The 25,525-nt window shown below is 61.9% G+C and carries 21 protein-coding genes and 2 pseudogenes; 6 read left to right on the top strand and 17 right to left on the bottom strand.

Annotated elements, in window-relative coordinates; translation table 11 throughout:
- Nucleotides 1-278: 278 nt before the first annotated feature.
- Nucleotides 279-380 (top strand): annotated as a pseudogene (locus tag ACR65T_RS16515) (carboxymuconolactone decarboxylase family protein); the annotation flags it as partial.
- Nucleotides 381-479: 99 nt separating this feature from the next.
- Here ACR65T_RS16515 and ACR65T_RS16510 read toward each other — a convergent pair.
- The 4 genes from ACR65T_RS16510 to ACR65T_RS16495 form a co-directional block, all read right to left on the bottom strand.
- Nucleotides 480-2,303, bottom strand: coding sequence for an ATP-dependent nuclease (locus tag ACR65T_RS16510; RefSeq protein ID WP_434497515.1), 1,824 nt, complete (start codon nt 2,301-2,303; stop codon nt 480-482).
- A 20-nt stretch (nt 2,304-2,323) separates the two neighbouring features.
- Nucleotides 2,324-3,952, bottom strand: a complete 1,629-nt coding sequence (locus tag ACR65T_RS16505; RefSeq protein WP_434497514.1) for a CTP synthase — start codon at nt 3,950-3,952, stop codon at nt 2,324-2,326.
- A gap of 104 nt (nt 3,953-4,056) precedes the next feature.
- Nucleotides 4,057-5,004 (bottom strand): preprotein translocase subunit SecG, encoded by a 948-nt coding sequence (gene secG / locus ACR65T_RS16500; RefSeq protein WP_434497513.1) that lies wholly within the window; start codon nt 5,002-5,004, stop codon nt 4,057-4,059.
- A gap of 166 nt (nt 5,005-5,170) precedes the next feature.
- The gene (locus ACR65T_RS16495) at nt 5,171-5,650 is read right to left on the bottom strand and encodes a hypothetical protein (RefSeq protein WP_434497512.1); all 480 of its coding nucleotides are present in this window, start codon (nt 5,648-5,650) and stop codon (nt 5,171-5,173) included.
- Nucleotides 5,651-5,895: 245 nt separating this feature from the next.
- On the opposite strand from ACR65T_RS16495, the gene leuB reads away from it, so the two are divergent.
- Nucleotides 5,896-7,005 (top strand): 3-isopropylmalate dehydrogenase, encoded by a 1,110-nt coding sequence (gene leuB / locus ACR65T_RS16490; RefSeq protein ID WP_434497511.1) that lies wholly within the window; start codon nt 5,896-5,898, stop codon nt 7,003-7,005.
- Nucleotides 7,006-7,018: 13 nt separating this feature from the next.
- Here the strand turns inward: leuB and folE are convergent, their stop codons facing one another.
- Both folE and ACR65T_RS16480 read right to left on the bottom strand, forming a co-directional pair.
- Complete coding sequence (gene folE / locus ACR65T_RS16485; protein WP_109024660.1) at nt 7,019-7,591, bottom strand: GTP cyclohydrolase I FolE; 573 nt, start codon at nt 7,589-7,591, stop codon at nt 7,019-7,021.
- A gap of 158 nt (nt 7,592-7,749) precedes the next feature.
- Nucleotides 7,750-8,787, bottom strand: a complete 1,038-nt coding sequence (locus ACR65T_RS16480; protein ID WP_434497510.1) for a hypothetical protein — start codon at nt 8,785-8,787, stop codon at nt 7,750-7,752.
- 315 nt (nt 8,788-9,102) lie between these two features.
- On the opposite strand from ACR65T_RS16480, the gene ACR65T_RS16475 reads away from it, so the two are divergent.
- Complete coding sequence (locus ACR65T_RS16475; protein WP_434497509.1) at nt 9,103-10,359, top strand: cytochrome-c peroxidase; 1,257 nt, start codon at nt 9,103-9,105, stop codon at nt 10,357-10,359.
- A 104-nt stretch (nt 10,360-10,463) separates the two neighbouring features.
- Here the strand turns inward: ACR65T_RS16475 and murI are convergent, their stop codons facing one another.
- The 8 genes and pseudogenes from murI to ACR65T_RS16435 all read right to left on the bottom strand — a co-directional run bounded on the left by murI (nt 10,464) and on the right by ACR65T_RS16435 (nt 19,789).
- Entirely contained in the window at nt 10,464-11,285 is an 822-nt protein-coding gene (murI, locus tag ACR65T_RS16470) for a glutamate racemase (protein ID WP_434497508.1), read from the bottom strand.
- Between the two features lie 129 nt (nt 11,286-11,414).
- Nucleotides 11,415-12,317 (bottom strand): tRNA pseudouridine(55) synthase TruB, encoded by a 903-nt coding sequence (gene truB, locus ACR65T_RS16465; RefSeq protein WP_434497507.1) that lies wholly within the window; start codon nt 12,315-12,317, stop codon nt 11,415-11,417.
- Nucleotides 12,314-12,697, bottom strand: coding sequence for a 30S ribosome-binding factor RbfA (gene rbfA, locus ACR65T_RS16460; RefSeq protein WP_018406168.1), 384 nt, complete (start codon nt 12,695-12,697; stop codon nt 12,314-12,316). The genes truB and rbfA overlap by 4 nt, the downstream gene beginning before the upstream one ends.
- A gap of 196 nt (nt 12,698-12,893) precedes the next feature.
- A complete protein-coding gene (gene infB, locus ACR65T_RS16455) occupies nt 12,894-15,515 on the bottom strand; it encodes a translation initiation factor IF-2 (RefSeq protein WP_434497506.1) in 2,622 nt (873 codons plus the stop codon).
- Nucleotides 15,516-15,552: 37 nt separating this feature from the next.
- Entirely contained in the window at nt 15,553-16,218 is a 666-nt protein-coding gene (locus tag ACR65T_RS16450; RefSeq protein WP_434497505.1) for an RNA-binding protein, read from the bottom strand.
- A gap of 4 nt (nt 16,219-16,222) precedes the next feature.
- The gene (gene nusA, locus ACR65T_RS16445; protein ID WP_434497504.1) at nt 16,223-17,818 is read right to left on the bottom strand and encodes a transcription termination factor NusA; all 1,596 of its coding nucleotides are present in this window, start codon (nt 17,816-17,818) and stop codon (nt 16,223-16,225) included.
- 3 nt (nt 17,819-17,821) lie between these two features.
- On the bottom strand, nt 17,822-18,577 hold the full coding sequence (gene rimP / locus ACR65T_RS16440) for a ribosome maturation factor RimP (protein ID WP_434497503.1): 756 nt from the start codon (nt 18,575-18,577) through the stop codon (nt 17,822-17,824).
- A gap of 386 nt (nt 18,578-18,963) precedes the next feature.
- Nucleotides 18,964-19,789: pseudogene (locus tag ACR65T_RS16435) on the bottom strand (IS1 family transposase).
- Nucleotides 19,790-20,154: 365 nt separating this feature from the next.
- On the opposite strand from ACR65T_RS16435, the gene ACR65T_RS16430 reads away from it, so the two are divergent.
- The 3 genes from ACR65T_RS16430 (at nt 20,155) to ACR65T_RS16420 (ending at nt 21,548) form a co-directional block, all read left to right on the top strand.
- Entirely contained in the window at nt 20,155-20,547 is a 393-nt protein-coding gene (locus tag ACR65T_RS16430) for a hypothetical protein (RefSeq protein ID WP_434497502.1), read from the top strand.
- A 243-nt stretch (nt 20,548-20,790) separates the two neighbouring features.
- Nucleotides 20,791-21,093 (top strand): hypothetical protein, encoded by a 303-nt coding sequence (locus ACR65T_RS16425; protein WP_434497501.1) that lies wholly within the window; start codon nt 20,791-20,793, stop codon nt 21,091-21,093.
- Complete coding sequence (locus ACR65T_RS16420) at nt 21,090-21,548, top strand: hypothetical protein (RefSeq protein ID WP_434497500.1); 459 nt, start codon at nt 21,090-21,092, stop codon at nt 21,546-21,548. The genes ACR65T_RS16425 and ACR65T_RS16420 overlap by 4 nt, the downstream gene beginning before the upstream one ends.
- Before the next feature lie 234 nt (nt 21,549-21,782).
- Here the strand turns inward: ACR65T_RS16420 and rfbD are convergent, their stop codons facing one another.
- The 3 genes from rfbD to cysD form a co-directional block, all read right to left on the bottom strand.
- A complete protein-coding gene (gene rfbD / locus ACR65T_RS16415; RefSeq protein ID WP_434497499.1) occupies nt 21,783-22,664 on the bottom strand; it encodes a dTDP-4-dehydrorhamnose reductase in 882 nt (293 codons plus the stop codon).
- 104 nt (nt 22,665-22,768) lie between these two features.
- Nucleotides 22,769-24,670, bottom strand: coding sequence for a sulfate adenylyltransferase subunit CysN (gene cysN / locus ACR65T_RS16410; RefSeq protein ID WP_434497498.1), 1,902 nt, complete (start codon nt 24,668-24,670; stop codon nt 22,769-22,771).
- The gene (gene cysD / locus ACR65T_RS16405) at nt 24,670-25,524 is read right to left on the bottom strand and encodes a sulfate adenylyltransferase subunit CysD (protein ID WP_434497497.1); all 855 of its coding nucleotides are present in this window, start codon (nt 25,522-25,524) and stop codon (nt 24,670-24,672) included. The genes cysN and cysD overlap by 1 nt, the downstream gene beginning before the upstream one ends.
- Nucleotide 25,525 lies beyond the last annotated feature (1 nt).

Genomic DNA, 25,525 nt, shown 5'->3' with positions numbered 1-25,525 from the left:
GGACGACGGCGTTCTCGCATTCACCGACTTCGGCATCGAAACTCTCGTCGAGCTCATCGAAATCCACAAAGACTTGAAGTCCCGCCCCGGCGTCTGACGCAGCGCGAGATCATCCCCTGCGGCCCACGCCGGATGCTTACGCTTAACCCGGGCATCAAAGCGGCTCTCCCTCGCCGCCAACAAGTGGCCCTCATGATGGGGAGCGCCGCAGGCGCGTCTCGAAGCGCGAAGGCTGCCGCGACCGTGGCAAGGGAGCCGCCAAGAAAGCATTCCGCGTAGAATATCGCGAGGTGCTGGCGATCGTCGGCATGGCGTCGGAGACGAACCGCCTCGTCACCGCGCTCGGCGTGCCGATCGACGAGGCTTATGAGATGATGTGAGGTTTCACGCCGTCATCGAGAGCCTTACGCAAAGCGATCGGCTCTCTTCTGCTTGCGCAGATGATTGCTGCGACACTCCTCTTAGGAGACGCTTACGACCTACTTTGCGAGAACTTTCAGGATAAGCTCCTTCAGTTCCGTAGCCATTTCAAAGTGCGAAGGTACAACGTACTTATCTAAGAGCCGGTCGTCTTTGCCTGCAGCCTTGACAATAGGTTTCAGCGCTTTCAGCAGAGACTTCCCCTTCACCGTACTAGGAGACGGGCCACCCCCCTCAACCCAAAGCTGATCGCTATTTGGCGACCCCCCATCTGGCCAGAGAAAACGGATGAGGCTCTGACGCTTTTCGAAAAAAATCTTCTTCGCCTTCGATACATTCATCGTTGCGGCACGTCGCCAATCCGCTGCCGTTTCCTCGGAAACGGAATACAAGGCCGACAAATATTTTGTGTCACAGAAATAAGCTTCGATATCTGCGCCCAGCGTTATCCAACATGCCGCCCCCGGAGTGCTATAAAGCGATCTCCACATCTCACACTCTTCATCTGTCATGAAGTCTCGATCGCGGTGCACAATTGCTCGCGCCAATATGGAGCCATCACCAATAAGCCCCTGAAGCATCTTGTCTTTTGGAAGGTTTTCAACACCGAAGCAGCGGCATATTGCCAGCCTTCGGTTGAGGCTGGGCCATTGACGTAAAATAGTTCGGATGGGTAAATCTTCCTCGTCTTCCACGAAAAAGATTACTTCCTTGTCCAGGCCGCCCCAGCCAAGGAGCCGCCGAATTGTGCCGTCATCTTCTGACTTGACCACACCATCTTGCATCCACACGAGTTGCGATTGAGCACTTGCTGCCCGCACAATATGAGGACTGTGAGTCGTCAGGATGATTTGGGTATCAAACTCTGTTGCCGCACCTTCCAGCGCCTCAATCAAGCGCTCTTGCTTGTCCGGGTGCAGATGAGCATCAGGTTCATCGATCAACATGATTTTTGGTCTAAAGAGGATCAAATATGCAAAAATTTGAACGACCTGTAAAACTCCTGTAGCTGCAGTTTCCAACGATCTCGAGTGACCAGACAATGTTATATCGCGATAGCTGGCAGAAATGTTAAAGTCTTCTCGCTCATCGAAGTTTACGATCAATTCGATACCAGGATGCACAAGACCCACTAATTCATTAAGCCTTTTGAGCCGTTCTACAGCTGCAGTGGTATCCGCTTCCGATACATTTCTAGAGGCTAAATTTAGAAGGACGTTACGAAGAACGCTGCCGGCGTCACCGCTAGCGGCTTGTCTTCGCAGTGGAGGTTGAGCCAAGACCACCTCGCGCTCGGACAAGCCCGCAAGCCCCGGAATATAAGCCGTAATGAACGTGGATCTCTGCTTGTAGGGTGTTACTGCAGCCCCACCCTCTATGTGCGCAGTAACTCCGCCCCTGTTTCTTGCTGCAAAAATTCGAACTGTCACTGGTTGGGACGCGACCTCATCGCTCCCGGGTGCATGGTTAAAAATAACTTTAGTTGGCTGCGACTTGGAGTGGCTTCCCAATTCACTACGATACGCAGATTTAAGCGGCTCACTGCTAGGAACGTAGTCGATCCGATCGAACGCAATCATTTCTTTTGCATTTTTAGGAGCAATGTAACTCGCTGCTCGCGCAGCCCAATGGATTGCTTGAAGTGCAGAAGATTTTCCACAACCGTTGGGTCCCACTAGTATTGTAACATCTGCTAGAGCGATTTTAGCACCTTCAATGGCTTTGAAGCTTGATATCTCAATGCTTTCCATCCTGCTCCAACGTCGAGCTCTCACGGAGCGCGTATCGGCAACGCCGGAAACAAAAGCGCCCGGCGGGTCTGGCAAAGGTGGTTGACTTGCCTCCGAAATTTCCTCTTTAAAAGCGGAAACATCCGAATTCATAGCGTTTAGCAGCCTTCTTTTTAAACCAACCTACTCTGCGCCTTCGCCGCCGCGATAAAACTTGCAAATAACGGGTGCGGCTCGAAGGGGCGCGACTTCAGTTCCGGGTGATATTGCACGCCGATGAACCAGGGGTGCTCCGGTATCTCCACCGTCTCGGGCAACAGGCCGTCGGGCGACGAGCCCGCAAACAACAGCCCGCAATCCTCTAAGCGCTCGCGATAGGCGAAGTTCACCTCATAGCGATGGCGGTGGCGCTCGGAGATTTCGGTCTCGCCGTAAATGCCGGCGATGCGCGAACCCGGCTTCAACAGTGCCGGAAAAGCGCCAAGCCGCATGGTGCCGCCGAGCCCCTCGCCGACGCCGCGCTTTTCGAGTTCGTTGCCCTTGAGCCATTCGGTCATCAGGCCGACGACCGGCTCGGCGCAGGGGCCGAACTCGGTCGAATTCGCCTTGTCGATTCCGGCGAGCGCACGGGCGGCCTCGATCACCGCCATCTGCATGCCAAAGCAGATGCCGAAATAGGGCACGCCGCGCTCGCGCGCGAAACGCGCCGCGAGGATCTTGCCTTCGGCGCCCCGCTGGCCGAAGCCGCCCGGCACGAGAATGCCGTGCACATGCTCAAGATGCGCGGCCGGATCGGCGCTTTCGAAAATCTCCGATTCGATCCAGTCGAGATTGACCTTGACGCGATTCGCCAGCCCGCCATGCGCCAGCGCCTCGATGAGGCTCTTATAGGCGTCCTTCATCTCGGTGTATTTGCCGACCACCGCGATGGTGACTTCGCCCTCGGGATTGTTGATGCGCTGCGTCACCGCGTTCCAGCGGCTCATGTCGGGCTTGGGCGCCGGCTCGATGCCGAAGGCGGCGAGCACCTGCGCGTCCAACCCCGCCGAGTGATACGCGCGCGGCACGTCATAGATGTTGGCGGCGTCGCGCGCCTCGATCACCGCCTGTTCGCGCACATTGCAGAAGAGCCCGAGCTTGCGGCGTTCCTCGCGCGGGATCTCGCGATCGGTGCGGCAGAGCAGAATATCGGGCTGAATGCCGATCGAGCGCAGCTCCTTCACGGAATGCTGCGTCGGCTTGGTCTTCAACTCGCCGGCGCTCGGAATGTAAGGCAGCAGCGTCAAATGGATATAGATGCAGTGATGCGGCGGCAGATCGTTCTTGAGCTGGCGGATCGCCTCGAAGAACGGCAGGCCTTCGATGTCGCCGACCGTGCCGCCGATCTCGATCAGCGCGAAATCGACGTTCTCATTGCCATCGACGACGAACTCCTTGATGGCGTTGGTCACATGCGGAATGACCTGGATCGTCGCGCCGAGATAATCGCCGCGCCGCTCCTTGCTAATGATGTCCTGGTAGATGCGGCCGGTGGTGACATTATCCTGCTTCGAGGCCGGGCGGCCGGTGAAGCGCTCATAATGTCCAAGGTCGAGATCGGTCTCGGCGCCATCGTCGGTGACGAAGACCTCGCCGTGCTGATAGGGCGACATCGTCCCCGGATCGACGTTGAGATAGGGGTCGAGCTTGCGTAGCCGGACCGTATAGCCGCGCGCCTGCAACAGCGCGCCGAGCACCGCTGACGCCAAACCCTTGCCAAGTGAGGAGACCACGCCGCCGGTGATGAAGATGTACCGCGCCATGGGACCTAACGCCTAACGCCTTTCCAGCGATTCTGATAGCGGATTCTATCGGGCCGGGGGCGTCGCCCCCAGCCAAGATCATCGGATGGCGGATTTGAGGCCCGCTACTGGGTCGGCGCTTTCCAGATCGTCGAAGGCGCGGGCTTGGTTTCCGGCGCGGCGGGCTTCGGGGCTTCCGCGGCCGGAGCCTGCGGAGCCGGCGCGGCTGGAGCCTCCGTCTTCGGCGCTTCCCACTTCAAGCCGTCAGCCTTCGGCGCTTCGGCGGCCGGCGGCGTTGCGGCGGGCGCAACCGCTTCAGGCTTAGTCGCTTCAGGCTTGGGAGCTTCGGCCTTGGGAGCTTCGGCCTTGGGGGCTTCGGCAGGCGGCGTGGCGGGCTTCGGGGCTTCCGCGGCCGGAGCCTGCGGAGCCGTCGTCGCCGGGGCCTCCGTCTTCGGCGCTTCCCACTTCAAGCCGTCAGCCTTCGAGGCGTCAGGCTTCGGCGCTTCGGCGGCCGGCGGCGTTGCGGCAGACGGCGCGGCGGGCGCAACCGCTTCAGGCTTAGTCGCTTCAGGCTTCGGCGCTTCAGGCTTGGGAGCTTCCGCCTTGGGAGCTTCGACAGGCGGCGCGACGGGCTTGGGGGCCTCAGCGGCTGGCGGCGGCGCGGCGGCCGGCGCGCTCTGCTGGCGCTTCTGCTGGGCGCGCTGGAGCTGCTCGAAAATGCTGTCCTTGCCGGGTTCGGGCGCCGTTTCAGGCGCGGCCTGCCCGCCCTTGCCTTCGGTCTTGGGAAGCTCCTTGATCTGGATCGATCCTGGATCAAGCGCCTTGGTCCAGTCGTCGCCGCCCTCGCTGCGCCGTTCCCAGGCCGGCAGCACGGTCAGCGCGATGCTGGTGATAAAGAAGATCGTCGCGAGGATGCCCGTGGCGCGGGTGAGCGCATTGGCCTGGCCGCGGCCGGTGAACACGCCGCTGCCGCCGCCCATGCCGAGCGCGCCGCCCTCCGACTTTTGATAGAGCACCAGAATGACGAGCGCCGTCACCACCATCAGGTGGATCGCGATAATGACCTGCTGCATGTGCACCCTTCCAGCCGCGCCTGAGCCGCGCTCGACGCGCAATCCGTTGGGCGGCCTTTTACACCAAGCGTCACGCGCAAGGAAGGGATAAAGACCGTGCGATCAGCCGTCTAAACGAAGAATCGCGAGCCTTGCGGCTCGCGATCGTCCGCGTCGTGGACGCCGCTCAATAAGAATTGCCGTCCTGGCCCTTCCACTTTCCGCCTTCTTCGTCGAAGCGGGTTTCGTCCTTGAACTCGATGACCTTGCCCGGCTCGATATATTGCTTGTCCTTGATCATCTGGTTCTGGATCGTCGTCGAATAATAGCTCGTATTGTCCGAACAGCCGGGCTTCGCCGCGCCGCCCTCCGGCTTGCATTCGAGATTGGCGCCGTTCGGGAAGCGCACTTTCGCGGTGTAGTAGAACTCATAGCCGGCGTGACCGGCCCCTTCGACGTCGAGCGGCCAGAAGCGCGTGACTTTGAAGTCCTCGATCACCACGTCCTTGTCGAATTTCTTCTTGATGAGATTTTCGAAGACCTTCTTCGCGTCGTCGGGCTTGGGCTCGCAATTGATGAGGCAGAAGGCCTTGGCGGGCGCGGCGCCGGCGAGGGCGCCGAACAGGCTAAGCGCCATGATATGCACGATGGTTTTATAGCTCTTCATGTTTGCGTCTCCCAACTGCGCACAGACTGCGCATCGCTTCTCGCCGACGTCGCTCGTTGATTGACGCGTCTCGCGCGAAGCCCCCTTGCGTTTGACATTTTTCAAGCTGCACGGCTTAACCCGCTGCGGCAAGGGCGGCGTGGCGGGCGAATTGTCGCACGACCAAAAGAGATTTCGCGCGGTTGCGTCGCCTTGTCGCGCGCTCTATTGACGACGCGAGTTTCAACGCCGACGACGAGGCATTCATGGCCGCTTACAAGCTTCTGCTCCTGCCGGGCGACGGCATCGGTCCGGAAATTTCCGCCGAGGCCGAGAAGGTTCTCGCCGTTCTGAACGAAGCGGGCGTCGCGAGCTTCGAGGTCGAGCGGGGGCTCGTCGGCGGCGCGGCCTATGACGTGCATAAGCAAGCCATCAGCGAAGCCGACATGACGCGCGCGCTTGAGGCCGACGCCGTGCTGCTCGCCGCCGTCGGCGGGCCGAAATGGGACGGCGTGCCTTATGACCTGCGTCCCGAATCCGGCCTGCTGCGGCTGCGCAAGGATTTGGGTCTTTTCGCCAATCTGCGCCCCGCGATCTGCTACGCCGCGCTGGCTGACGCTTCTTCGTTGAAGCGCGACATCGTCGACGGTCTCGACATCATGATCGTGCGCGAATTGACCGGCGGCGTCTATTTCGGCGAGCCGAAGGAGATCACCGATCTCGGCAATGGCCAGAAGCGCGCCGTCGATACGCAGGTCTACGAGACCTATGAGATCGAGCGCATCGGTCGGGTCGCCTTCGAGCTGGCGCGCAAGCGCGGGAACAAGGTGACCTCCTCCGAAAAATCGAATGTGATGAAGTCGGGCTATCTGTGGCGCGAAGTCATCACCGCGCTGCATAAGCGCGAATATTCCGACGTGACGCTCGAACATATGCTTGCCGACGCGCTCGGCATGCAGCTCGTGCGCTGGCCCAAGCAGTTCGACGTGATCGTCACTGACAATCTCTTCGGCGACATGCTGTCGGATGAGGCCGCGATGCTCACCGGCTCGCTCGGCATGCTGCCATCGGCCTCGCTCGGCGCAGCTGACGAAAAGGGCAAGCGCCATGCGATGTATGAGCCCTGCCACGGCTCGGCGCCCGACATCGCCGGCAAGGGGATCGCCAATCCGATCGCCATGATCGGCTCGCTCGGCATGGCCCTGCGTTACAGCTTCGATCTGCCGAAGGCGGCCGACGCCATCGACGCGGCGATCGCCAATGTGCTGGCGAAGGGTCTGCGCACGGCCGATATCAAGGGCGACGCGCGTTCGACCGTCTCAACCAAGGAGATGGGTGACGCCATCGTCGCGGAGCTGAAGAAGACGCTGTCTTAGGTCTCCGCGCAATTCACTTCCCGTGCACCATGCCGAGGAATTCCTCGCGGGTGCGCGGGTCGTCGCGGATGACGCCGAGCAGGCGGCTCGTCGTCAGCAGCGACCCCGTGGTGTTGACCCCGCGCAGCGTCATGCAGCTGTGCTCCGCCTCGATGACGACGCCGACGCCCTGCGGCTCCAGAATATCCTGGATCGCTTCGGCGATCTCGGCGGTGAGCTTTTCCTGAATTTGCAGCCGGCGGGCGAAGCCATGCACGACCCGCGCGAGCTTTGAGATGCCGACCACGCGATTGTTCGGCAGATAGCCGACATGCGCCCGGCCGGTCACCGGCAGCATATGATGCTCGCAGAAGCTGACGACTCGGATGTCCTTGAGGACCACGAGCTCGTCATAGCCGCCGACCTCGTCGAAGGTGCGCTTGAGATAATCGCGCGGATCGACCTCATAGCCGGCGAAAAGCTCGCGATAGGAACGCGCCACCCGCTCCGGCGTGTCGATCAGCCCCTCGCGACGAGGATCGTCTCCCGCCCATTCGATGAGAACCCGCACGGCCGCTTCTGCGTCAGCTTGAGTGGGTTTGGCCATGCCTTCAGCTCTCCAGGATCGTCGGGACGGATCGCGCCGCCCAGTTGCTGGATAAAGTCACAGGCTAGAGCGTTTGGCAAAGGCCACTGCCGCTCCCATTCGCCAAAAGAAAACGCCGGCGCGCTCGCGCCGGCGTTTCGAATGGAGCCTTTCTCAGGTCAGCGTACGAGGCCGCCGATGGCCGATCCGACCGAGTTCACCGAGCGCTTGACGAAGCCGAAAGGTCCGTCGCTCGCGGGCGGTGGAGGAGGCGGCGCGACCGGCGCCGGCTCAGGCGCTGCAACGGCCACCGGCGCCTCGGCGGCCGGCCTGGGTCGGCTGGCGACCGGCTTCGTCGGCTTCTTCTGCTTCACGACCTTTGCGCGCGGCGCGGGTTTTGGCGTTTCGATCGTCTTGGCCGCGGCGGTCGGCGGCTCCGAAATGGGCGCGGCGGGCGCAGCCGCTTGCGGCGGCTCCAGCGCCGCGGCTTTCGGCGGAACGGCCGCCGACGGCGTCGTCGCCGTCATCGGCAGCGGCGCCGTGGGCAGTGGCGCGAGTTGCGGCGCAGCCGCGGCGCCGGCGGGAACAGGAATGGTCGCGCCAAGCGGCGCAGCCGCCGGATTCGGCGGCATCATCGCGGCGCCGGCGGCCGGCGCTATCTCCGATTGGACGTCCGCGCCGGACGCGGGTTCGGCGGCGGCCGCCGCTGCCGGCGCAGGCTCGGCCGGAGCTTTGGCGCTTTCCTCAAGTGCGGGCGCTTTGGCGGCCTCTTCGTCCATCGGCGCAGCCTCTTGCGGTTGCGGCGCGGCGCTGCCGAGAACGGGTTCAGCGGCTTCCGGCGCGGCCAAAGGCGGCGCCGTGGCCAGCGCCGGATCCTCGCTCGGCTCGACCGTGCTCCACGGCCCCAAGACCCAGGTCAAGGCCGCGAGTCCGGCGATAACCACCGCCGCCGCCGCGAAGAACAGGGCCCGACGGCCGCCTTCGCGTTCGTCCTCCGGCTCGTCGTAGAATTCTTCCTCGGTCGCATGGACCGCGCTCCAAGCTTCCTCTGCGCGCGGCGCCTGAGGAGAAGGACCCCGATTGATCGCTGTATTCGTCGGCGGGCGTTCGAAGCCCTGAGCCGTTGGCTCGGGGGCGTGGCCGAGGTCGCGGCGCAGTAACTCTTTAAACTGGGCAAATTCAGCCATCAGCTCCTTATCGTCGCCGATATCCATCATGCCTGAACCCTTTCATTGGCCGCGCGCCAAGGACTCGGCGATGAGTCGCGCGCGGTCGCACCATCCGCGCCCAAACAAACGTTAAAATGTGGCTGTACTGCGCCGGGTTGCTTTGAGGACATTAAACCTGGTTAATATCAGTCTCTTGGATGTGAGTTTACGGCGCAGCTTGCTGCCGCGCGCGCCGCATGCGGCGTAAGCCCGCACGCTTACTGGAAGATATCCAAATTAACGAAATTGACCTTTGCGCCGCGCGATTCCTAAAGTTTCGCAGGGCGCGAGAAACGCGCTTCTCTTCTCCAACGGGCTGCTCAAGTGACCCTTTCCAATCTACGCAAGGCGCGCCGAGCCGCGCTTTGCGCCACCTTCGCAGTGCTCGGCTCCCCGCTCTATGCAGAGCCCGCGCCATCGGGCGCCGGCGCGGCCGACGAACGCGGCCTGACGGCGCTTGAGCTCCTCGGCAAGCGCGTGTTCGAAGACGCGAGCCTGTCGCGTCCGGCGGGCGTCTCCTGCGCCTCCTGCCATGACGCTGCGACGGCCTTTCAAGGCAATAATGGTTCGAGCGTCCCTGCCGTGGCGCGGGGCTCGCTGCCAACCTCTCTGGGCAAGCGCAACACGCCGTCGATCATGTATGCGTCCTTCGCGCCGCCTTTCGAATTCATCGACGACAAGGACGAAGAGACCGGCAAGGTCGAAAAAATTCCGGCGGGCGGACAGTTTTTCGACGGCCGCGCGCGCGATCTCCTCGCCCAGATCGAAGGCCCGATCTTCGATCCGCTTGAAATGAACGCGCCGTCGAAACGTTTCGTCGTCGAGACGGTGCAGGGCGGGGCCTACGCCGACCTCGCCCGCCAGGTCTATGGCGACAAGGTTTTCGCCGACCCAGACGCCGCCTTCGTGAAGCTCGCGCAAGCGGTCGTCGCCTTCGAGGCGAGCGCGCGCTTTCATCCCTTCGCTTCCAAATTCGACGACTATCTGCGCGGGCAAGCGCAGTTGACGGCGCTGGAGAAGAAAGGCTTTGAGCTCTTTAAGGACCCGAAGAAGGGCAATTGCCTGGCCTGTCACGCCGGCAAGGAAGATTCGCGCGATCCGCAGGACTGGCTCTTCACCGACTTCACCTATGACGCGCTCGGCGGCCCAAGAAACAAAGCGATTCCGACCGCGGCGAAGCCTGACTCGGCTCCCGATCTTGGCCTGTGCGCGCGACCAGGACTCGCTGAAATCGCCCCTGCGGACTTCAAGGTCGAGAGCGTCTGCGGCGCTTTCAAAGTGCCGACCTTGCGCAATATCGCCGTCACGGGCCCCTATCTGCACAATGGCGTCTTCGACAAGCTGCGCGACGTCGTCGCCTTTTATGCAACGCGCGACACCGATCCCGGCCGCTGGTATCCCAAAGACGCGCGAGGCAAGCCGAAAAAATATGACGACCTGCCGCCCTCCGCGCATGAAAACGTCAACGTCGAAGAGGTTCCCTACGATCGCAAGCCGGGGGAAAAGCCGCGGCTGTCCGAAAAAGACATCGACGCCATCGTCGCTTTTCTCGAAACATTGACTGACCGGACCAAGCCATAACGTCTCTATGAAGCGTAGGGTGTGACAGCTTCGCCAGACTGTCACGCCAGGGAAGCTCTGGAGCACGCCTATGCGGCTTTGGCGAAACTCGACCACGCGCCGCACTAAGCGGTAGGGGCGAAAGCGGTCCACGTAAGGCCGTAGCGCGCGAGCGTTGCGGCGAGCGGCGCCGGGGGACGGACGCCGCTGGTGAAATTGGCGCAGCGGGAGCCCTGGCGGTCTCCCGCAGCATCGGCGCCAAAGCGCTCGCCAAGCAATTGATCCGCGCGCCGCGCGATCGCCGGCGCGGGGTCGATCCACTCGACCGGCCAGGGCGCGAGGCGTTTGAGTTCGTCGACCAGCAGCGGATAATGCGTGCAGGCGAGAACGATGGCGTCCGTGCGTCTGCCGCCTTCTTCCTGGAAACAGGGAGCAATCTCGGCGCCGATGTCGGCGTCTCTCACGCTTTCCCCATGCATGTAGCTCTCAGCGAGACCCGCCAGGCGTTTCGAGCCCACGAGGGTCACCGAGCAATATGCGGCGAATTGCGCGATGAGGTTTTGCGTGTAGTCGCGCGCCACCGTGCCCTGCGTGCCGAGCACGGAAATCATCCTTGACCGCGTGCGCTCCGCCGCCGGCTTGATCGCCGGCACCGTGCCGACGAAAGGCAAGGCGGGCCAATGCACGCGCAAATCGGGCAGAACGATCGTCGAAGCGGTGTTGCAGGCGATGACCACGATGTCCGGCGCGTGCTCAGCGATCAGCCTCTCCATCAGCTCCACCACGCGTTCGACGAGTTCCGGCTCCTTCCAGGACCCATAAGGAAAGCCGGCGTCATCCGCGCAATACACATAATCCGCGTGCGGGCGCAGCTTGACGGTCTCGGCGAAAACCGTGAGGCCGCCAAGGCCTGAATCGAAGATGAGGAGTTTGGGCGGACGGGTCATGCGCGGCGAATCTCGGAGCCCATAGGACAAGCTTCGAGGAACAAGATCAACATCGTCGAAAATGCGGCGTCAGGCGTCAGGCGCACCTGTCCTCGCGATGGCCGTCAGCAGTCAGCGAGACACGCTTGATCAGAACGGCAGATTGAACACCCGCGCCGGCGCCAGCGCGCCCTGGACAATTTCGCCGAAGGCGACCGGCACGCCGCCGCAAGCGGCGTAGACAATGCCCTCATGCGGCGCATCGCGGCCGCGCAAAATCACCGAGCCGCCGCGTCGTAGACGCGCCGCCGTGTCGCGATCGACCACGACGCAAGGCAGTTCGGCCAGTCCAGCCTCGACCGACAGCAGCGCCTCTGCGGCCATGTTCTGCGTTTCGATCTCATCGAGCGTATAGGCGTCTTCCTCGAGGAAAGGTCCGACGCGGGTGCGCCTCAGCGCCGTGACATGGCCGAAGCAGCCCAATAGCCGGCCGATATCCCGCGCCAGCGCGCGCACATAGGCGCCCTTGCCGCATTCCATGACGAATGTCGCGTCGTCTTGAGACGCGTCGATCAGCGTCAGCGAGCGGATCTTGACCGCTCGCGGCTTCAAATCGACCAGTTCGCCCTCGCGGGCGATGTCATAGGCGCGCTCACCGGCGATTTTGATCGCCGAAAACTGCGGCGGCGTCTGCATGATTTCGCCGACGAACTGCGGCAGCAGAGCTTCGATTGCGGCGCGCTCCGGCCGCACGGCGCTCTCCCGCGTCGCGCGCCCGTCAGAATCGTCCGTATCGGTCTCGACGCCCCAAAGCACGGTGAAGCGATAGGCCTTCTCGCCGTCCTGAACGAAAGGCACGGTCTTGGTCGCTTCCCCGAAGGCGACGGGAAGAATGCCGGACGCGAGCGGATCGAGGGTGCCCGCATGGCCGGCCTTTTGGGCGTTGTAGATGCGCTTGAGGCGCGACACCGCCTGTGTGGACGTGAGCCCGACAGGCTTATCCAGCGCCACCCAGCCATCGACGACGACGCGGTCCGATCTTTTTTTGCTCATTCCTCAACGCCATCCTCTTTGGCGTCGTCGCCATCGGCGAGATCGCGCTTCACACGGTCGGAACTGAGCAGCGCGTCGATGCGCGACACATTGTCGAATGTGTCGTCGATGCGAAAGCGGATTTCGGGCGCGAACTTCAAATTCACCTCTTGCACAATCTCCCCGCGCAAAAATCGCTTGTGGCGATCCAGCGCGGCGAGCACCTCAGGCTCATCCTTGCCGCCAAGCGGAACGACGTAGATCGTCGCGAGCTTGAGATCGGGACTCATCTTCACCCGCGAAACAGTCACGACATGCTGTTCGAGCACCGGATCGCTGATTTCGCCCCGCGTGAGCAGCCGGGCGGCGGCGTGGCGCACGAGTTCGCCAACACGCAACATGCGCTGCGACGGCGCGCCCGCCTGTGAGTGATGAGCTCTGGACATTTTGGACCCGATGATTGCAGTCGTCTCACGCCCGCGCCGGCGGCGGACATCCCGCGCATGAAGCGTATCGAATGAAGGTAGCGCGACTCAGCGCGACGAGGATGGCCGGGACGCGCCCGGCCATGATGTTTTTGCGGCGGCGCAGCGCCGCCTACAGCGTTCGCTTGATTTCCTCGACGCGATAGCACTCGATGACGTCGCCGGCGCGCATGTCCTGGTAGTTCTCGAAAGCCATGCCGCATTCCTGTCCCGCGGCGACTTCCTTGACCTCGTCCTTGAAGCGCTTGAGCGTCGAGAGCTTGCCCTCATGCACGACGACATTGTCGCGGATAAGCCGCACATTAGCGCCGCGCTCGACATTGCCATCCGTCACGCGGCAGCCGGCGACCTTGCCGACCTTCGAAATGTCGAAGACCTCGAGGATCGTCGCATTGCCGAGCAGGGTTTCGCGCAGCGTCGGCGCCAACAGCCCGGACATCGCCGCTTTCACGTCATCCACGAGATTGTAGATGATGTTGTAGTAGCGGATCTCGATGCCGGAGCGTTCGGCCGCGTCGCGCGCCTCTTTGTGCGCGCGCACATTGAAGCCGATGACCGCGGCGTTGGAGGCTTCGGCGAGCGAAATATCGGACTCCGAAATGCCGCCGACGCCGGCATGCACGATGCGCGCCCCGACCTCGTCGGTGCCGAGCTTTTCGAGCGCCGCGGCGATGGCTTCGACCGAGCCCTGCACGTCGCCCTTGATGACGAGCGGGAATTCCTTGCGGCCCGCCGTCTTGAGCTGGCTCATCATGTCGGAAAGCGAACCGCGCGCCGAACCGCCGCGCGCGGCGATCTTGTCGCGCTTCATACGCTCGCGATATTCGGCGATCTCGCGGGCGCGGGCTTCCGACTCGACGACAGCGACGCGGTCGCCAGCTTCCGGCGTGCCGCTGAAGCCCAGAATCTCGACGGGGAAGCTCGGTCCGGCCTCGGGACGCGCGACGCCCTGATCATCGAGCAGCGCGCGCACGCGGCCCCATTGGGTTCCCGCCACAACAATGTCGCCGACGCGAAGCGTGCCGCGTTGAACCAGCATGGTCGCGACAGGCCCTCGGCCTCTGTCGAGCCGCGCCTCGATGACGGTGCCCTCGGCGGCGCGTTCGGCGTTGGCCTTCAGGTCGAGCACCTCAGCCTGCAGCGCGATCAGTTCGAGCAGCTTGTCGAGATTGGTCTGCTGCTTCGCCGAGACTTCGACTTCGAGCGTCTCGCCGCCCATGGTCTCGACCTGCACTTCATGCTGCAGCAGTTCGGTGCGCACCCGCTCAGGCTTTGCGTCCGGCTTGTCGATCTTGTTGATGGCGACGATCAGCGGCACATGAGCGGCGCGGGCGTGATTGATCGCCTCGATCGTCTGCGGCATGACGCCGTCGTCGGCCGCGACGACCAGCACCACGATGTCCGTCACCTTGGCGCCTCGGGCGCGCATCGCCGTAAAGGCGGCGTGGCCGGGCGTGTCGATGAAGGTGATGGCGTGACCGTTCGGGGCCGTCACCTGATAGGCGCCGATATGCTGGGTAATGCCGCCGGCCTCGCCGGAGACGACATTGGCCTGTCGAATGGCGTCAAGCAACGACGTCTTGCCGTGGTCGACGTGGCCCATGATGGTGACGACCGGCGGACGCGCCGTCAAATCGGCGTCGACGTCGGGCGTGTCGAACAGGCCTTCCTCGACGTCGGATTCGGCGACGCGCTTGACCGTGTGGCCCATCTCCTCGGCGACGAGCTGCGCCGTATCGGCGTCGATGACGTCGTTGATTTTGTGCATCTCGCCCTGCTTCATCAGCAGGCGGATGACGTCGACGGCGCGCTCCGACATGCGGTTCGCGAGTTCCTGAATGGTGATCGTCTCGGGAAGGATCACCTCGCGCAGAACTTTTTCCTTCTGCTCCACCTGACCGCGGAACAGCCGCTGCTGCCGGCGCTTGAATGAGGCGACGGAGCGGGTGCGCTCTTCGTCGGTGCCGGCGGTGGCGGTGGAGACCGTCAGACGGCCGCGATCCTTCATCGCGCCGCCGCGAGAGGGAGTCGGGCGTGGCGGCTGGGGCGGCGTAAAGCCGCCGATGGTGCGCACCGGCGGACGACGCACCGCGGCTTCGCCCTCGGTGCGAACGGGGGCGCGCGTCGCGGCCGGACCAGGCGCGGCAGCCCCGACGGCAGGACTGCGCGGCGCCCCGACGCCGGCGGCGTCCGCCGGCAGCCGGCGACGCGCCTCTTCCTCGGACTTGCGTTTCGATTCGGCTTCGCGCGCAAGACGCTCTTCTTCCTCGCGCTTGCGCGCGTCGGCGGCGGCGCGCTCTGCGTGTTCGCGCTCCTCGCGTTCGTTGCGCGCCTTGGCGTCGATTTCCGCGCGGCGGCGATCTTCTTCTTCGCGCGATTTTGCGTCGACTAGCGCGCGGGCGCGCGCTTCGCGCTCCTCATCGGTCAACGCGCGCAGCACGACGCCGGAGCCGGAGCGCGGCGCGGGCGCGGGACGTTGGGTCGCGGATCTCGGCGCGGCCTTCGGCGGCGGCGCCGGCGACTCCGCAATCGGGGCCGTCGCGCCGGCCGGCTTCGCCGGTTCGGCCTGTCCGGGCGCGCGACGCTTCACCTTCTCGACCACGACCACCTTTGAGCGGCCATGGGAGAAGCTCTGACGGACCATGCCGTGCTCGACCGGTCGCTGCTTCAAGTGCAACGTCTTCGACGGCGCGACGGTCAGAGTTTTGTCGCCGCTGTTCTCGCCTTCGCTCATCCAGTTCCCAATCCTGGGTCGCTACGACCCGTTAATTTCACTCTGCGCAGCCGTTCGGCTTCGCTTCGATTTCGTCGCCCGTCGCCGTCGCGCCGTCGATGCATACGCCCCGATAGGCTGCGAGTCGACGGCATCGCCCGATGAAAGCCGTCGTCGGACCGCTCCCGGCGAGGGCAGCATGTATCACATTTGTGCGGCCCAACGCCAAATCCAATTGCAGCGACGAAAATAGGCCGATGACGGGGGTCGTCGACCCCGCGCGCCGGGCGGCTTGGGCAAGCTTGCGCTTGCCGTCTTCGCCGCCGTCGCGCGCTTCGATAAGGGCGCGGACAGAACCTTGCGCCAGGGCGTCGGCGACCTTGCCGAAGCCGGCCGCAACGGCGCCCGCCTTATTGGCCAGCGACAGCATCTGCAGACAATCGGCTTCGAGCAATCGGTCGACGTCCTCGGCCAGTTGCGGCGCGGCGTCGATCTGCGTCTTCAGCGCGCGCGCGAACAGACGCTTTTGCGCCGCCTGCGCAACGACGTCGGCGCGCGCCGTCACCCAGACGCCGCGGCCAGGGAGCCGCGCCTTGATGTCGGGCGCGAGCGCGCCGTCCGGCCCGCGCACAAAGCGGATCATCGCCTCGGGCGCGCCGCTCTGGCGCGTCACGATGCAAGTCCTCTCCGAAACATGCGGCTCGCGCGTCATGCCCTCGATCAATCCGCTATTCGCCTTCCGCCTGAGCTTCAGCCTCGACTTCGGTTGTCGCCACCGGCTCCTCGATCCAGCCTGCGCGCACCCGCGCGAACATGATCATCGCTTCAGCCTCTTCCCGCGACAGCTCGATGCCTTCGAAAAAGCCCTCGTGCTTGACCGTCTCGCCATCCTTCTTCTCGCTCCAGCCGACGAGGTCGTCCGGCACGCAGCCGGCGAAATCCTCCATCGTCTTCACGTCGTTCTCGCCGAGCTTGACCATCATCGCGCTCGTCAGGCCCTCGATCTCGCGCAGTTCGTCGGCGACGCCAAGCGCCTTTCGGCGCTCTTCGTTCTCCGCCTCGATGCGCTCCAGATAGGTCTTGGCGCGGTTCTGAATTTCCGCGGCGGTATCCTCGTCGAAGCCTTCGATCGTCGCGAGTTCGGGGAGATCGACATAGGCGAGCTCCTCGACCGAACGGAAGCCCTCGGACGCCAGCAGCCGGCCAACGACCTCGTCGACGTCGATCGCGTTCATGAACGACTTCGTGCGCTCGACGAATTCCCTCTGCCGGCGCTCCGACTCTTCGGCCTCCGTGAGAATGTCGATGTCCCAGCCGGTCAGCTGCGAGGCGAGACGCACATTCTGGCCGCGCCGCCCGATCGCGAGCGAAAGCTGATCGTCCGGCACCACGACCTCGATGCGTGAACTGTCCTCGTCGAGGACGACCTTGACCACTTCCGCCGGCTGCAACGCATTGACGATGAAGGTCGCGGCGTCCGCGGACCAGGGAATGATGTCGATGCGCTCGCCCTGTAGCTCGCCGACGACCGCCTGAACGCGGGAGCCGCGCATGCCGACGCAGGCGCCGACCGGATCAATCGAGGAATCGCGCGACACCACGGCGATTTTGGCGCGCGAACCGGGATCGCGCGCGACCGACTTCACCTCGATGACGCCGTCATAGATCTCCGGCACTTCTTGCTTGAACAGCTTCGCCATGAATTGCGGATGGGTGCGCGAGAGGAAGATCTGCGGGCCCCGCTGCTCGCGGCGCACATCATAGACATAGGCGCGGGCGCGATCGCCCGGGCGGAACATTTCGCGCGGAATCATCTCGTCGCGGCGGATGATGGCTTCGCCGCGGCCAAGGTCGATGACGACATTGCCATATTCGACGCGCTTGACCACGCCGTTGACGATTTCGCCGATGCGATCCTTGTATTCTTCATATTGGCGGTCACGCTCGGCCTCGCGCACTTTCTGCACGATGATCTGCTTTGCAGACTGCGCGGCGATGCGGCCGAAGTCGAAAGGCGGCAGCGTTTCGGAGATCCAGTCGCCGGACTGCGCGGCCGGATTGCGCTTGCGCGCTTCGGCGAGCGAAATCTGCGTCGAGTCGTTTTCGACCTCGTCGACGACGAGCAGCAGCCGCGAGAAGCGAACTTCGCCCGTCTTGGGATTGATCTCGGCGCGCACCTCGGTTTCCTGGCCATAGCGCGAGCGCGCCGCCTTCTGCAGCGCGTCCTCCATCGACGCGATGACGATCGACCGGTCGATCGACTTTTCGCGCGCGACGGCTTCGGCGATCTGCAAAATCTCAAGTCGGTTGGCGCTGACGGCCATCGTTTAGTCTCCCCTCGAACGGCCGGAGGGCTTTGGTTTGCCGCCGGCCTTCTTGAACTGGGTTTGAACGCCGGCCGGAGCCAGCGGTTTTTGCTTCTTTTGCGCGGGGCCGCGAAAGCGTCCCGGTCCGCGGCGCGGACGTTCCTCCGCGTCCGCCTCCTCCTGCTTGTCTTCAGTCTGTTGGAGCTTTCCGGCCCGCAGGGACTCGCGAATGAGCGCCTCGGTCAGCACCAGCCGGCCTTCGTCGAGGTCGGCGAGCGGCAGCGACACGGCTTTTTCTTCATCCGAGCGCGCGTCAGTGCGCTCCAGCGCGAGCGTCGCGCCAGATCCCTCGCCTTCGACGCCGCGAATGACGCCGCGAAAGCGCTTGCGTCCGCTCGCGACAGGATGGGTCAGTTCGATCTTGACCTCATGACCGATGGCGCGGTGAAAATCCGACAGACGCACCAGCGGACGATCAACGCCCGGAGAAGAAATCTCCAGACGATATTCACTGGCGATGAGATCGGCGACATCGAGTTCGGGCGACAGCGCCTGGCTCGCCGCCTCGCAATCATTAACGGTCATCGTTCCGTCGGGACGCTCCGCCATGATCTGCAGAGTCGGCCCGTTCTGCTGCAAGAGCCGCACGCGCACGAGTCGGTAGCCCAACTGCGCCAGCACCGGCTCTACAAGATGCGCTACGCGCGCGGCGACGCCGGTCTCACTGACGAGACGCGGTTCGTCAAAGGTCGTGCTGGCGGCGGCGTTTTGCGTCAAGCCTTGTCCTTGAAGCTCTCGAACGATCAAAGCAAAAAGAGCGGGTCCCCGGAGGGCCCCACTCTCAATCGGCGATCATCCGAGAATGACCGTTATGAGATGAAGTTCGTCCCTATATCGCACAAAATCGCGAAAAATCAAGACATCTTAAAGCCGGGTAGTGTCCTAATTTGCTCGGATCATCTTGAAGTGGTGAAGGGCGGACTCGATTGCCGCCCTCTTGTCATCGGGGCACGGGTATTGCCGCTCCGGGTTCGTGCGGTTTGGGGCGTTGCCCTTAGTGAGACCAAAATCCGCTTTTACGTGGGCGATCCAGCAAGTTTTCGGGACGAAGCCGTTTTGCGCTCTGATGTAGTTTTGAATTTCTCGATATGATGCCATGAGGCTTACCTCGAAGTTTGATCCACCAATTCTTCCATAGACCAGAGACGGCTATCGACTCCCGCTGCCATTGCCGGGGTAACACGAAGCGTCTTGTGAACCCGGACGAAGTTGTAATGTGCGAAGTGAAGCGAAACCGCCGCGTTCAGGTTCTCAATCTTCTTTGAGAACGCATTCGTGAGGCGAGTAAAGCGACGCATCGACATGCGCATGGTCAGGTTCTGGCGCTCAATAAGGCTGGTCGAGATATGCGCGCGGTCGGGCGCGCCGGCGATGGCGTTGCGCTCTACCTTGGCCACGCTCGGCGGGCTATAGCGGCCCGCGCCAGCGGGTTCAGCATCGTAAAATTTTACAGCCTGCCCGTAGTCGACTTCGCAGCCGAAGGTTTGCTCAACAGCGTCCACATAGGGCGCCGAGGGCGTCGGTCGAAAGCTGGACCCGGTTCGAAAGACGCGAGGCGACGTCATTCATGAACTTGGTCGCGGTCGGAAGGTCGCGCTTGCCGATAAGGAACGAAGGGACAAGCTTCGTGTCTGCGTCCATGGCAACGAAGGTCCATTGGTCGCCAACGCGGGACTTATCATCGTCCTTCGTAACCTGCTTCTGCTTCTTCGCGACGTAGGCCCAAATTTCATCACACTGGAGCCGTTGGCAGGAGAGGTCGCGCATTTGCTCATCCAAGAGCTTCTTTGAGCCTTCCCCAACTTCGACCAGCAGGCGCATGATGGTGTCGCGATGCGTTCCGGTCATCCGCTCGATTGAGCGGATGCTGTTGCCTTCAACGAGGGCGGCGACGATCTGAGTGCGGCGTTCAAGAGAAAGGCGGTTCATTGAGTGCCTCTTGCAATATATGTTGTATGCACTATGATTGACATGCGCAGACTTGTCAAGCATGGTGCATACATGAACTTCAAAGAAGCAACTGACATACTTTTGCCGGGCATTCCGCATGAACGGCTTGCTAGCGAGCTTGGATTGTCAATTCCGGCGATTCGCCAAGCCAGGTTGGCGGAAACCGCAAATGCCTACAGGCCCGCAAGGCCGGGTTGGGAGCGGGCTGTAATCAAGTTGGCGAGGGCTAAGTGTAAGTCATTACAGTTGCTTATAGACGCTTTGGAAAAGCAAGCTTTGCGCTCTAGTTAATGACGTTAACGAGCAAGGTTGACGCGCCGTCAATAAAGCTCTAGGAAGAAACTATGAGCAGTCTGATAGCAGCCCTCCGTGAAGAACTTAGCCAACTCGAAGCCGAACTTGGCAATGACCCTCGCTATCGAAAGGCGATGCACATTCGAGAGTTGCTGGGGGAATATGAGACAAAATCACCGGCAACTCAGAAAGTGGTCGAAAAAACTTCAATACCGCCCCCAGCCGCAGACGTGCATGAATCGAAGAAAGCAAAAGTAAAAAGAGAGATTGATCGTTTGCTCAGACAAGAAGGCCCGACGCACAGAAATAGAATTTTGGAAGTTCTGATAGCGAAAAAGCTGATGGGTAATGAGAAAGACCCAATGCAGTCTCTCGCAATCTACCTTTCTAACTTCTCTGATGACTTCGTAAGCCAAGGGGAAGGCGTTTGGGCTATCAGATAAAAAGAATTGGGCGAGAGCCGCCAGCTCTCGCCCTCAATGGCGGGTCGCGCCCGCTAACCTAGCCCCTGAAGCAGGGCGTAACCGAAAAGGCAGGTGGTGCTTAATGCGGAAAGACCGCATGTTAGAACCGTAGCGGGACAGGTCACGTTGCCAAGAGTCGCCCTCTTGGCGGCGTGGCCGCCGTCATTTTTATAGCATCTACTTGGAATCGTGTCCATTATTTCCTGCGCAAGAGGCGCTAGAATGGCATCAACAAAAATATCCCAATTAAAAGAGTCTGTTGAGGCGCAGCACGGCAGCGCTGCAACGTACGTCGAATCCGTCCCTGTCAAAGAAACCTTCCAAGGCCAAACGGTCTGGGAAGGCATGGTCGAAGTTTTCGATTTAGAGGGCAATGCTAAATCAACCCGCGCCTATGCGTGGTCGTCACCTATTGAAGGAAGCGACAAACGGCGGTTCTATGCCGTGCTGCATCTTGGCGGGATACGATCGCCGCAGGATGCGGTAAGAGCGGCGATCGTGGCAGAGCGTCGAGAACAAAAATGACACTAGAGCAAGCTTATTACATATCTCAGATTTTGCTTCTTGGAGTCGCCTTTGCTGCGGCGATTGGTGCTTTTATACAGATTACAACATTTAGGAGGTTTGAACTGCTTAAACTTTTGGAAGAACCCAGGGTCAGAGAAGCGCGTCGATTGATCTATAAAAAGAAAAATCAAACCAATGGCGAAGAATGGTGGCGTGAAGATTGTGCGGAGCGAGCCGCCGCTATTGTGTGCTCATCATTTGATATAGTGGGGTTCTTGGCGACTGGCCCCAATCGCAGATTCTTTGCGCGTCATTGGTGGTATCCCATATGTTGGACATATGAAGCTTTGGAGGACTATCTGAATGACCGGCGCGCGGGCGCGCCTGAAGTTTATGAGGGCTACACAAGGCTTTATGAAAGCGCCAAACGGTATGACCTTAGACCAATAAAGGCTAAGAAAAATTCAAATTAGGACACTACCTAAAGCCGATCGTCGAACGTCGCGCGCAGGGGCGCAAGACCCCAATCATTGAGGCCTTTGAATTCACATGTAATTTTGCGAGAACTGCTGCGAGCGTGCATGTTGACCTCGCGGCGATGCGCCCAGAGTTTCCCGGGCATGACGTAATTCTCGATCGTTCGGGCGCGCCCCATTATCGAAGCGCGTTCGTTTTCCGAGGTTGGAATCGCCGAATGGGAATCCTGTTCAGAGGGGAAGTAATCGGGCGACGCAGGCGCTGACGGAGTCGCGCCAGTTGGGCAGCGCGACGCCGTAGCTGGCTTCCAGCTTGGCGTTGTCGAGCCGTGAATTCGCCGGGCGGCGGGCCGGCGTCGGATAGTCTGCGGTGGCGATGCGCTTGACGCGCACGGGCTTGCGGCCCTGCCTCTCCGCCGCGGAAAAGATCGCGTCCGCCATGTCCGCCCAGCTTGCTTCGCCCTGCCCGGTCATGTGGAAAACGCCGCGCAGACGCGGATCGGAATCTTCGACCAGCCTTTCGGCGATGGCGAGCAACGCGTCGGCGATGTCGAGCGCGTTCGTCGGATTGCCGATCTGATCGGCGACGACGCCGATTTCATCGCGCGCTTCGCCAAGACGCAGCATCGTCTTGACGAAATTCGCTCCAAACGGACTGTAAACCCAGGCGGTGCGCAAAATGACCGAATTTTCGCAGCGCGCGGCAATCTGCTTTTCGCCTTCGAGTTTCGAACGTCCATAGGCCCCGGTCGGGCTGGGTTCGTCGTCTTCGCGATAGGGGCGATCGAGCGTTCCATCGAAGACATAGTCGGTCGAAAGATGCAGCAGCGGCACCTTCAGTTCGGCGGCGGTTTCGGCGACGAAGCCCGCGCCCGCGCCATTGACGCGCATCGCGACGTCGGGTTCGCTCTCGGCCTTGTCGACCTGAGTGTAGGCGGCGGCGTTGACGATGGCGTCGCAGCGCACGCTGCGCAGCGACGCGAGAACCATGTCGCGCGAGGAGAGGTCGAAGCGCGGACGGCCGAGCGCGAGCAATTCGACGCCTCTCGGCGCGCGCTCGATCAGAGAGCTGACGACCTGGCCGGTGAGCCCGGTGACGGCGATGCGCTTCATCTTGCCCACTTTACCCAAAAACCTCCGCCAGATCACGCAGCCGCGGCCATTTGCGATCCACAGCGCGAGCACGATTACGGCGTTCTGAGTGACGCGTTGCGCCGCTAAACGCTCAGCAATTCGTTCGCCTCGAGATAAGCGATAATCTGGTCAGCAATGGCTTCGGCCGAGTGCTCGGCGGAACTGAGCCTTAATTCCGGGGATTCCGGCGCTTCGTATGGCTGATCAACGCCGGTAAAATTCTTGATCTCGCCGGCGAGCGCGCGCCTGTATAATCCCTTGGAATCACGCTCCTTGCACACATCGAGAGGCGTGTCGATGAAGATCTCGATGAATTCCTGTTCTCCGACGAGCGACCGCACCATTCGCCGTTCAGCGCGGAAGGGGGAAATGAAGGCGCAAAGCACGATCAAGCCCGCGTCGACCATCAGTTTCGCGACTTCTCCCACCCGACGGATGTTTTCGACGCGATCGGCTTCAGTAAAGCCGAGGTCCTTGTTGAGGCCGTGCCGCACATTGTCGCCGTCGAGCATCAGCGTATGGGCGTGACGTTCGACAAGCTTTGATTCGACGAGATTGGCGATCGTCGATTTTCCCGCCCCGGAAAGCCCGGTAAACCATAGGACCGCAGGCGTCTGATGCTTGAGACGTGCGCGCGTCGCCTTGGAGACGGATTGCTCCTGAAGATGGATATTCGTCGCGCGGCGCAGAGGAAAGGCGATGATCCCTGCGGCGGCGGTCGCATTACTGAAGCGGTCGATCAGGATAAAAGCGCCCGTCGTGCGGTTTTCATCGTAAGAATCAAAAGCGACGGGCGCGGCGGTCGCGAGGTTGCAAAAGCCGATCTCATTGAGACTCAGCGTCTTGGCGGCGCTCTTTGCGCCAGTGTCGACGTCGAGCTTGTGCTTGATGTCCGTCACACTCGCGGCAAGAGACCGGCCGTTGATCTTGATCAGATAGGAACGGCCAGGCAGAAGGGCGTCGTCGCTCATCCAAATCAGATGCGCGGCAAATTGGTCGGCGACGTTCGGGCGCGTTGTCGGATGACAGAGAACGTCGCCGCGAGACGCGTCGATTTCGTCGGCGAAGGTCACCATAACTGAGTCCGGCGCAGCGGCGCTGAACAGGTCTCCGCCCATGGCGACGATACGCGCGATCTTGGTTTTCCGTCCCGAGGCGGCGGCCACGATTTCATCGCCGACCTGGAGGCGGCCGGAAGCGATGGCGCCAGCGAAGCCGCGGAAGGCGTCGCTTCGGCGATTAACCCATTGCACCGGCAGCCGCAGCGGCGCATCGCCGCGATCCGTCTCGACGTCGGCGTTTTCGAGATAAGTCAAGAGACTGGGGCCGTCACGCCACCGCATATTCGCCGAGTCGGCGACGACATTGTCGCCGTGGCGGGCGGAGATGGGAATCGCTTCGATGGAGCGAAAGGCGAGCGACGCCGCGACGCTTTCAAATTCGCCGACAATTCTTTCAAACACGGCTTGGTCGTAATCAACAAGATCCATTTTGTTGAGGGCGAGCACGATGTGCCGGACGCCAAGGAGAGAGGCGATCGTCGCATGTCGCCGCGTCTGCGTCAGCAGACCTTTGCGGGCGTCGACGAGCAGTATGGCCAACTCGGCGTTTGACGCTCCCGTCGCCATATTGCGCGTATATTGCTCATGGCCGGGCGCGTCGGCCAGAATGAACGAACGCGCCGGCGTGGAGAAATAACGATAGGCGACATCGATCGTGATGCCTTGCTCGCGCTCGGCCTCAAGTCCGTCGACCAGCAAGGCGAAATCGATCTCCTCGCCCAAAGCGCCATGCCGCAGCGAGTCGCTGCGCAGAGCGGCAAGTTGATCGTCGAGGATCAGCTGACGTTCATAGAGAAGACGCCCAACGAGCGTTGACTTGCCGTCGTCGACCGATCCGCAGGTCAAGACCCGCAAAGTGGGTCGTGGCGGGTTCGGCTGGGCTTTCGAGAGGATGTCCGCATCTGCGATAAACGGGGCGGTCATCAGAAATAGCCCTCACGCTTCTTTCGCTCCATGGACGCAGCCTCATCGAAATCGATCAGCCTGCCCTGACGTTCAGAGGTTGAGGCATGTCGCATTTCCGCGATGATCGCCTCCAGCGTATCCGCCTCGGATTCGATCGCTCCCGTCAGCGGATAGCAGCCCAGCGTTCGAAAGCGCACGCGCCGCGATTCGACGACTTCATCCGGCGCCAGCGGAAACCGTTCATCGTCGACCATGATGTAAGCGCCGTTGCGGCGGACGATCGGCCGTTCCTTTGCGAGATAGAGAGGCACGACCGGGATGTTTTCCGCGGCGATGTACTCCCAGACGTCGGTCTCGGTCCAATTCGACAGCGGAAAGATTCGCATGGTCTCGCCGGCGCCAAGGCGAGTGTTGAATATCCGCCAAAGCTCGGGGCGCTGACTCTTAGGATCCCAACCATGAGAAGCAGTTCGATGCGAGAAGATTCGCTCCTTCGCCCGACTTTTCTCCTCGTCGCGGCGTGCGCCGCCGAAGGCCGAGTCAAATCCTCCTTCGTTCAGCGCCTGCCTGAGCGCCTCGGTTTGCATTGCTTGCGTGTAAGCGGAGGAGGAGCACGTAAAGGGCGAGACGCCGCGCTTCAGCCCATCTTCATTTGCATGAACGATCAAATCCATTTCGACGCGCGCCGCGGTTTGATCGCGGAACGCAATCATTTCGCGAAACTTCCACGTAGTGTCGACATGCAACAGCGGGAAGGGCGGCTTGGCTGGAAAAAAGGCCTTGAGCGCGAGATGCAACATCACGCTCGAATCCTTGCCGATAGAATAGAGCATCACCGGACGCCGGAACTCGGCCACGGCTTCTCGCAAAATG

It is taken from the genome of Methylocystis sp., assembly GCF_051061285.1.
Taxonomy (GTDB): Bacteria; Pseudomonadota; Alphaproteobacteria; order Rhizobiales; family Beijerinckiaceae; genus Methylocystis.
Note: the sequence above shows the minus strand (reverse complement) of the source record. Positions and strands in the feature narration are given on the sequence as shown.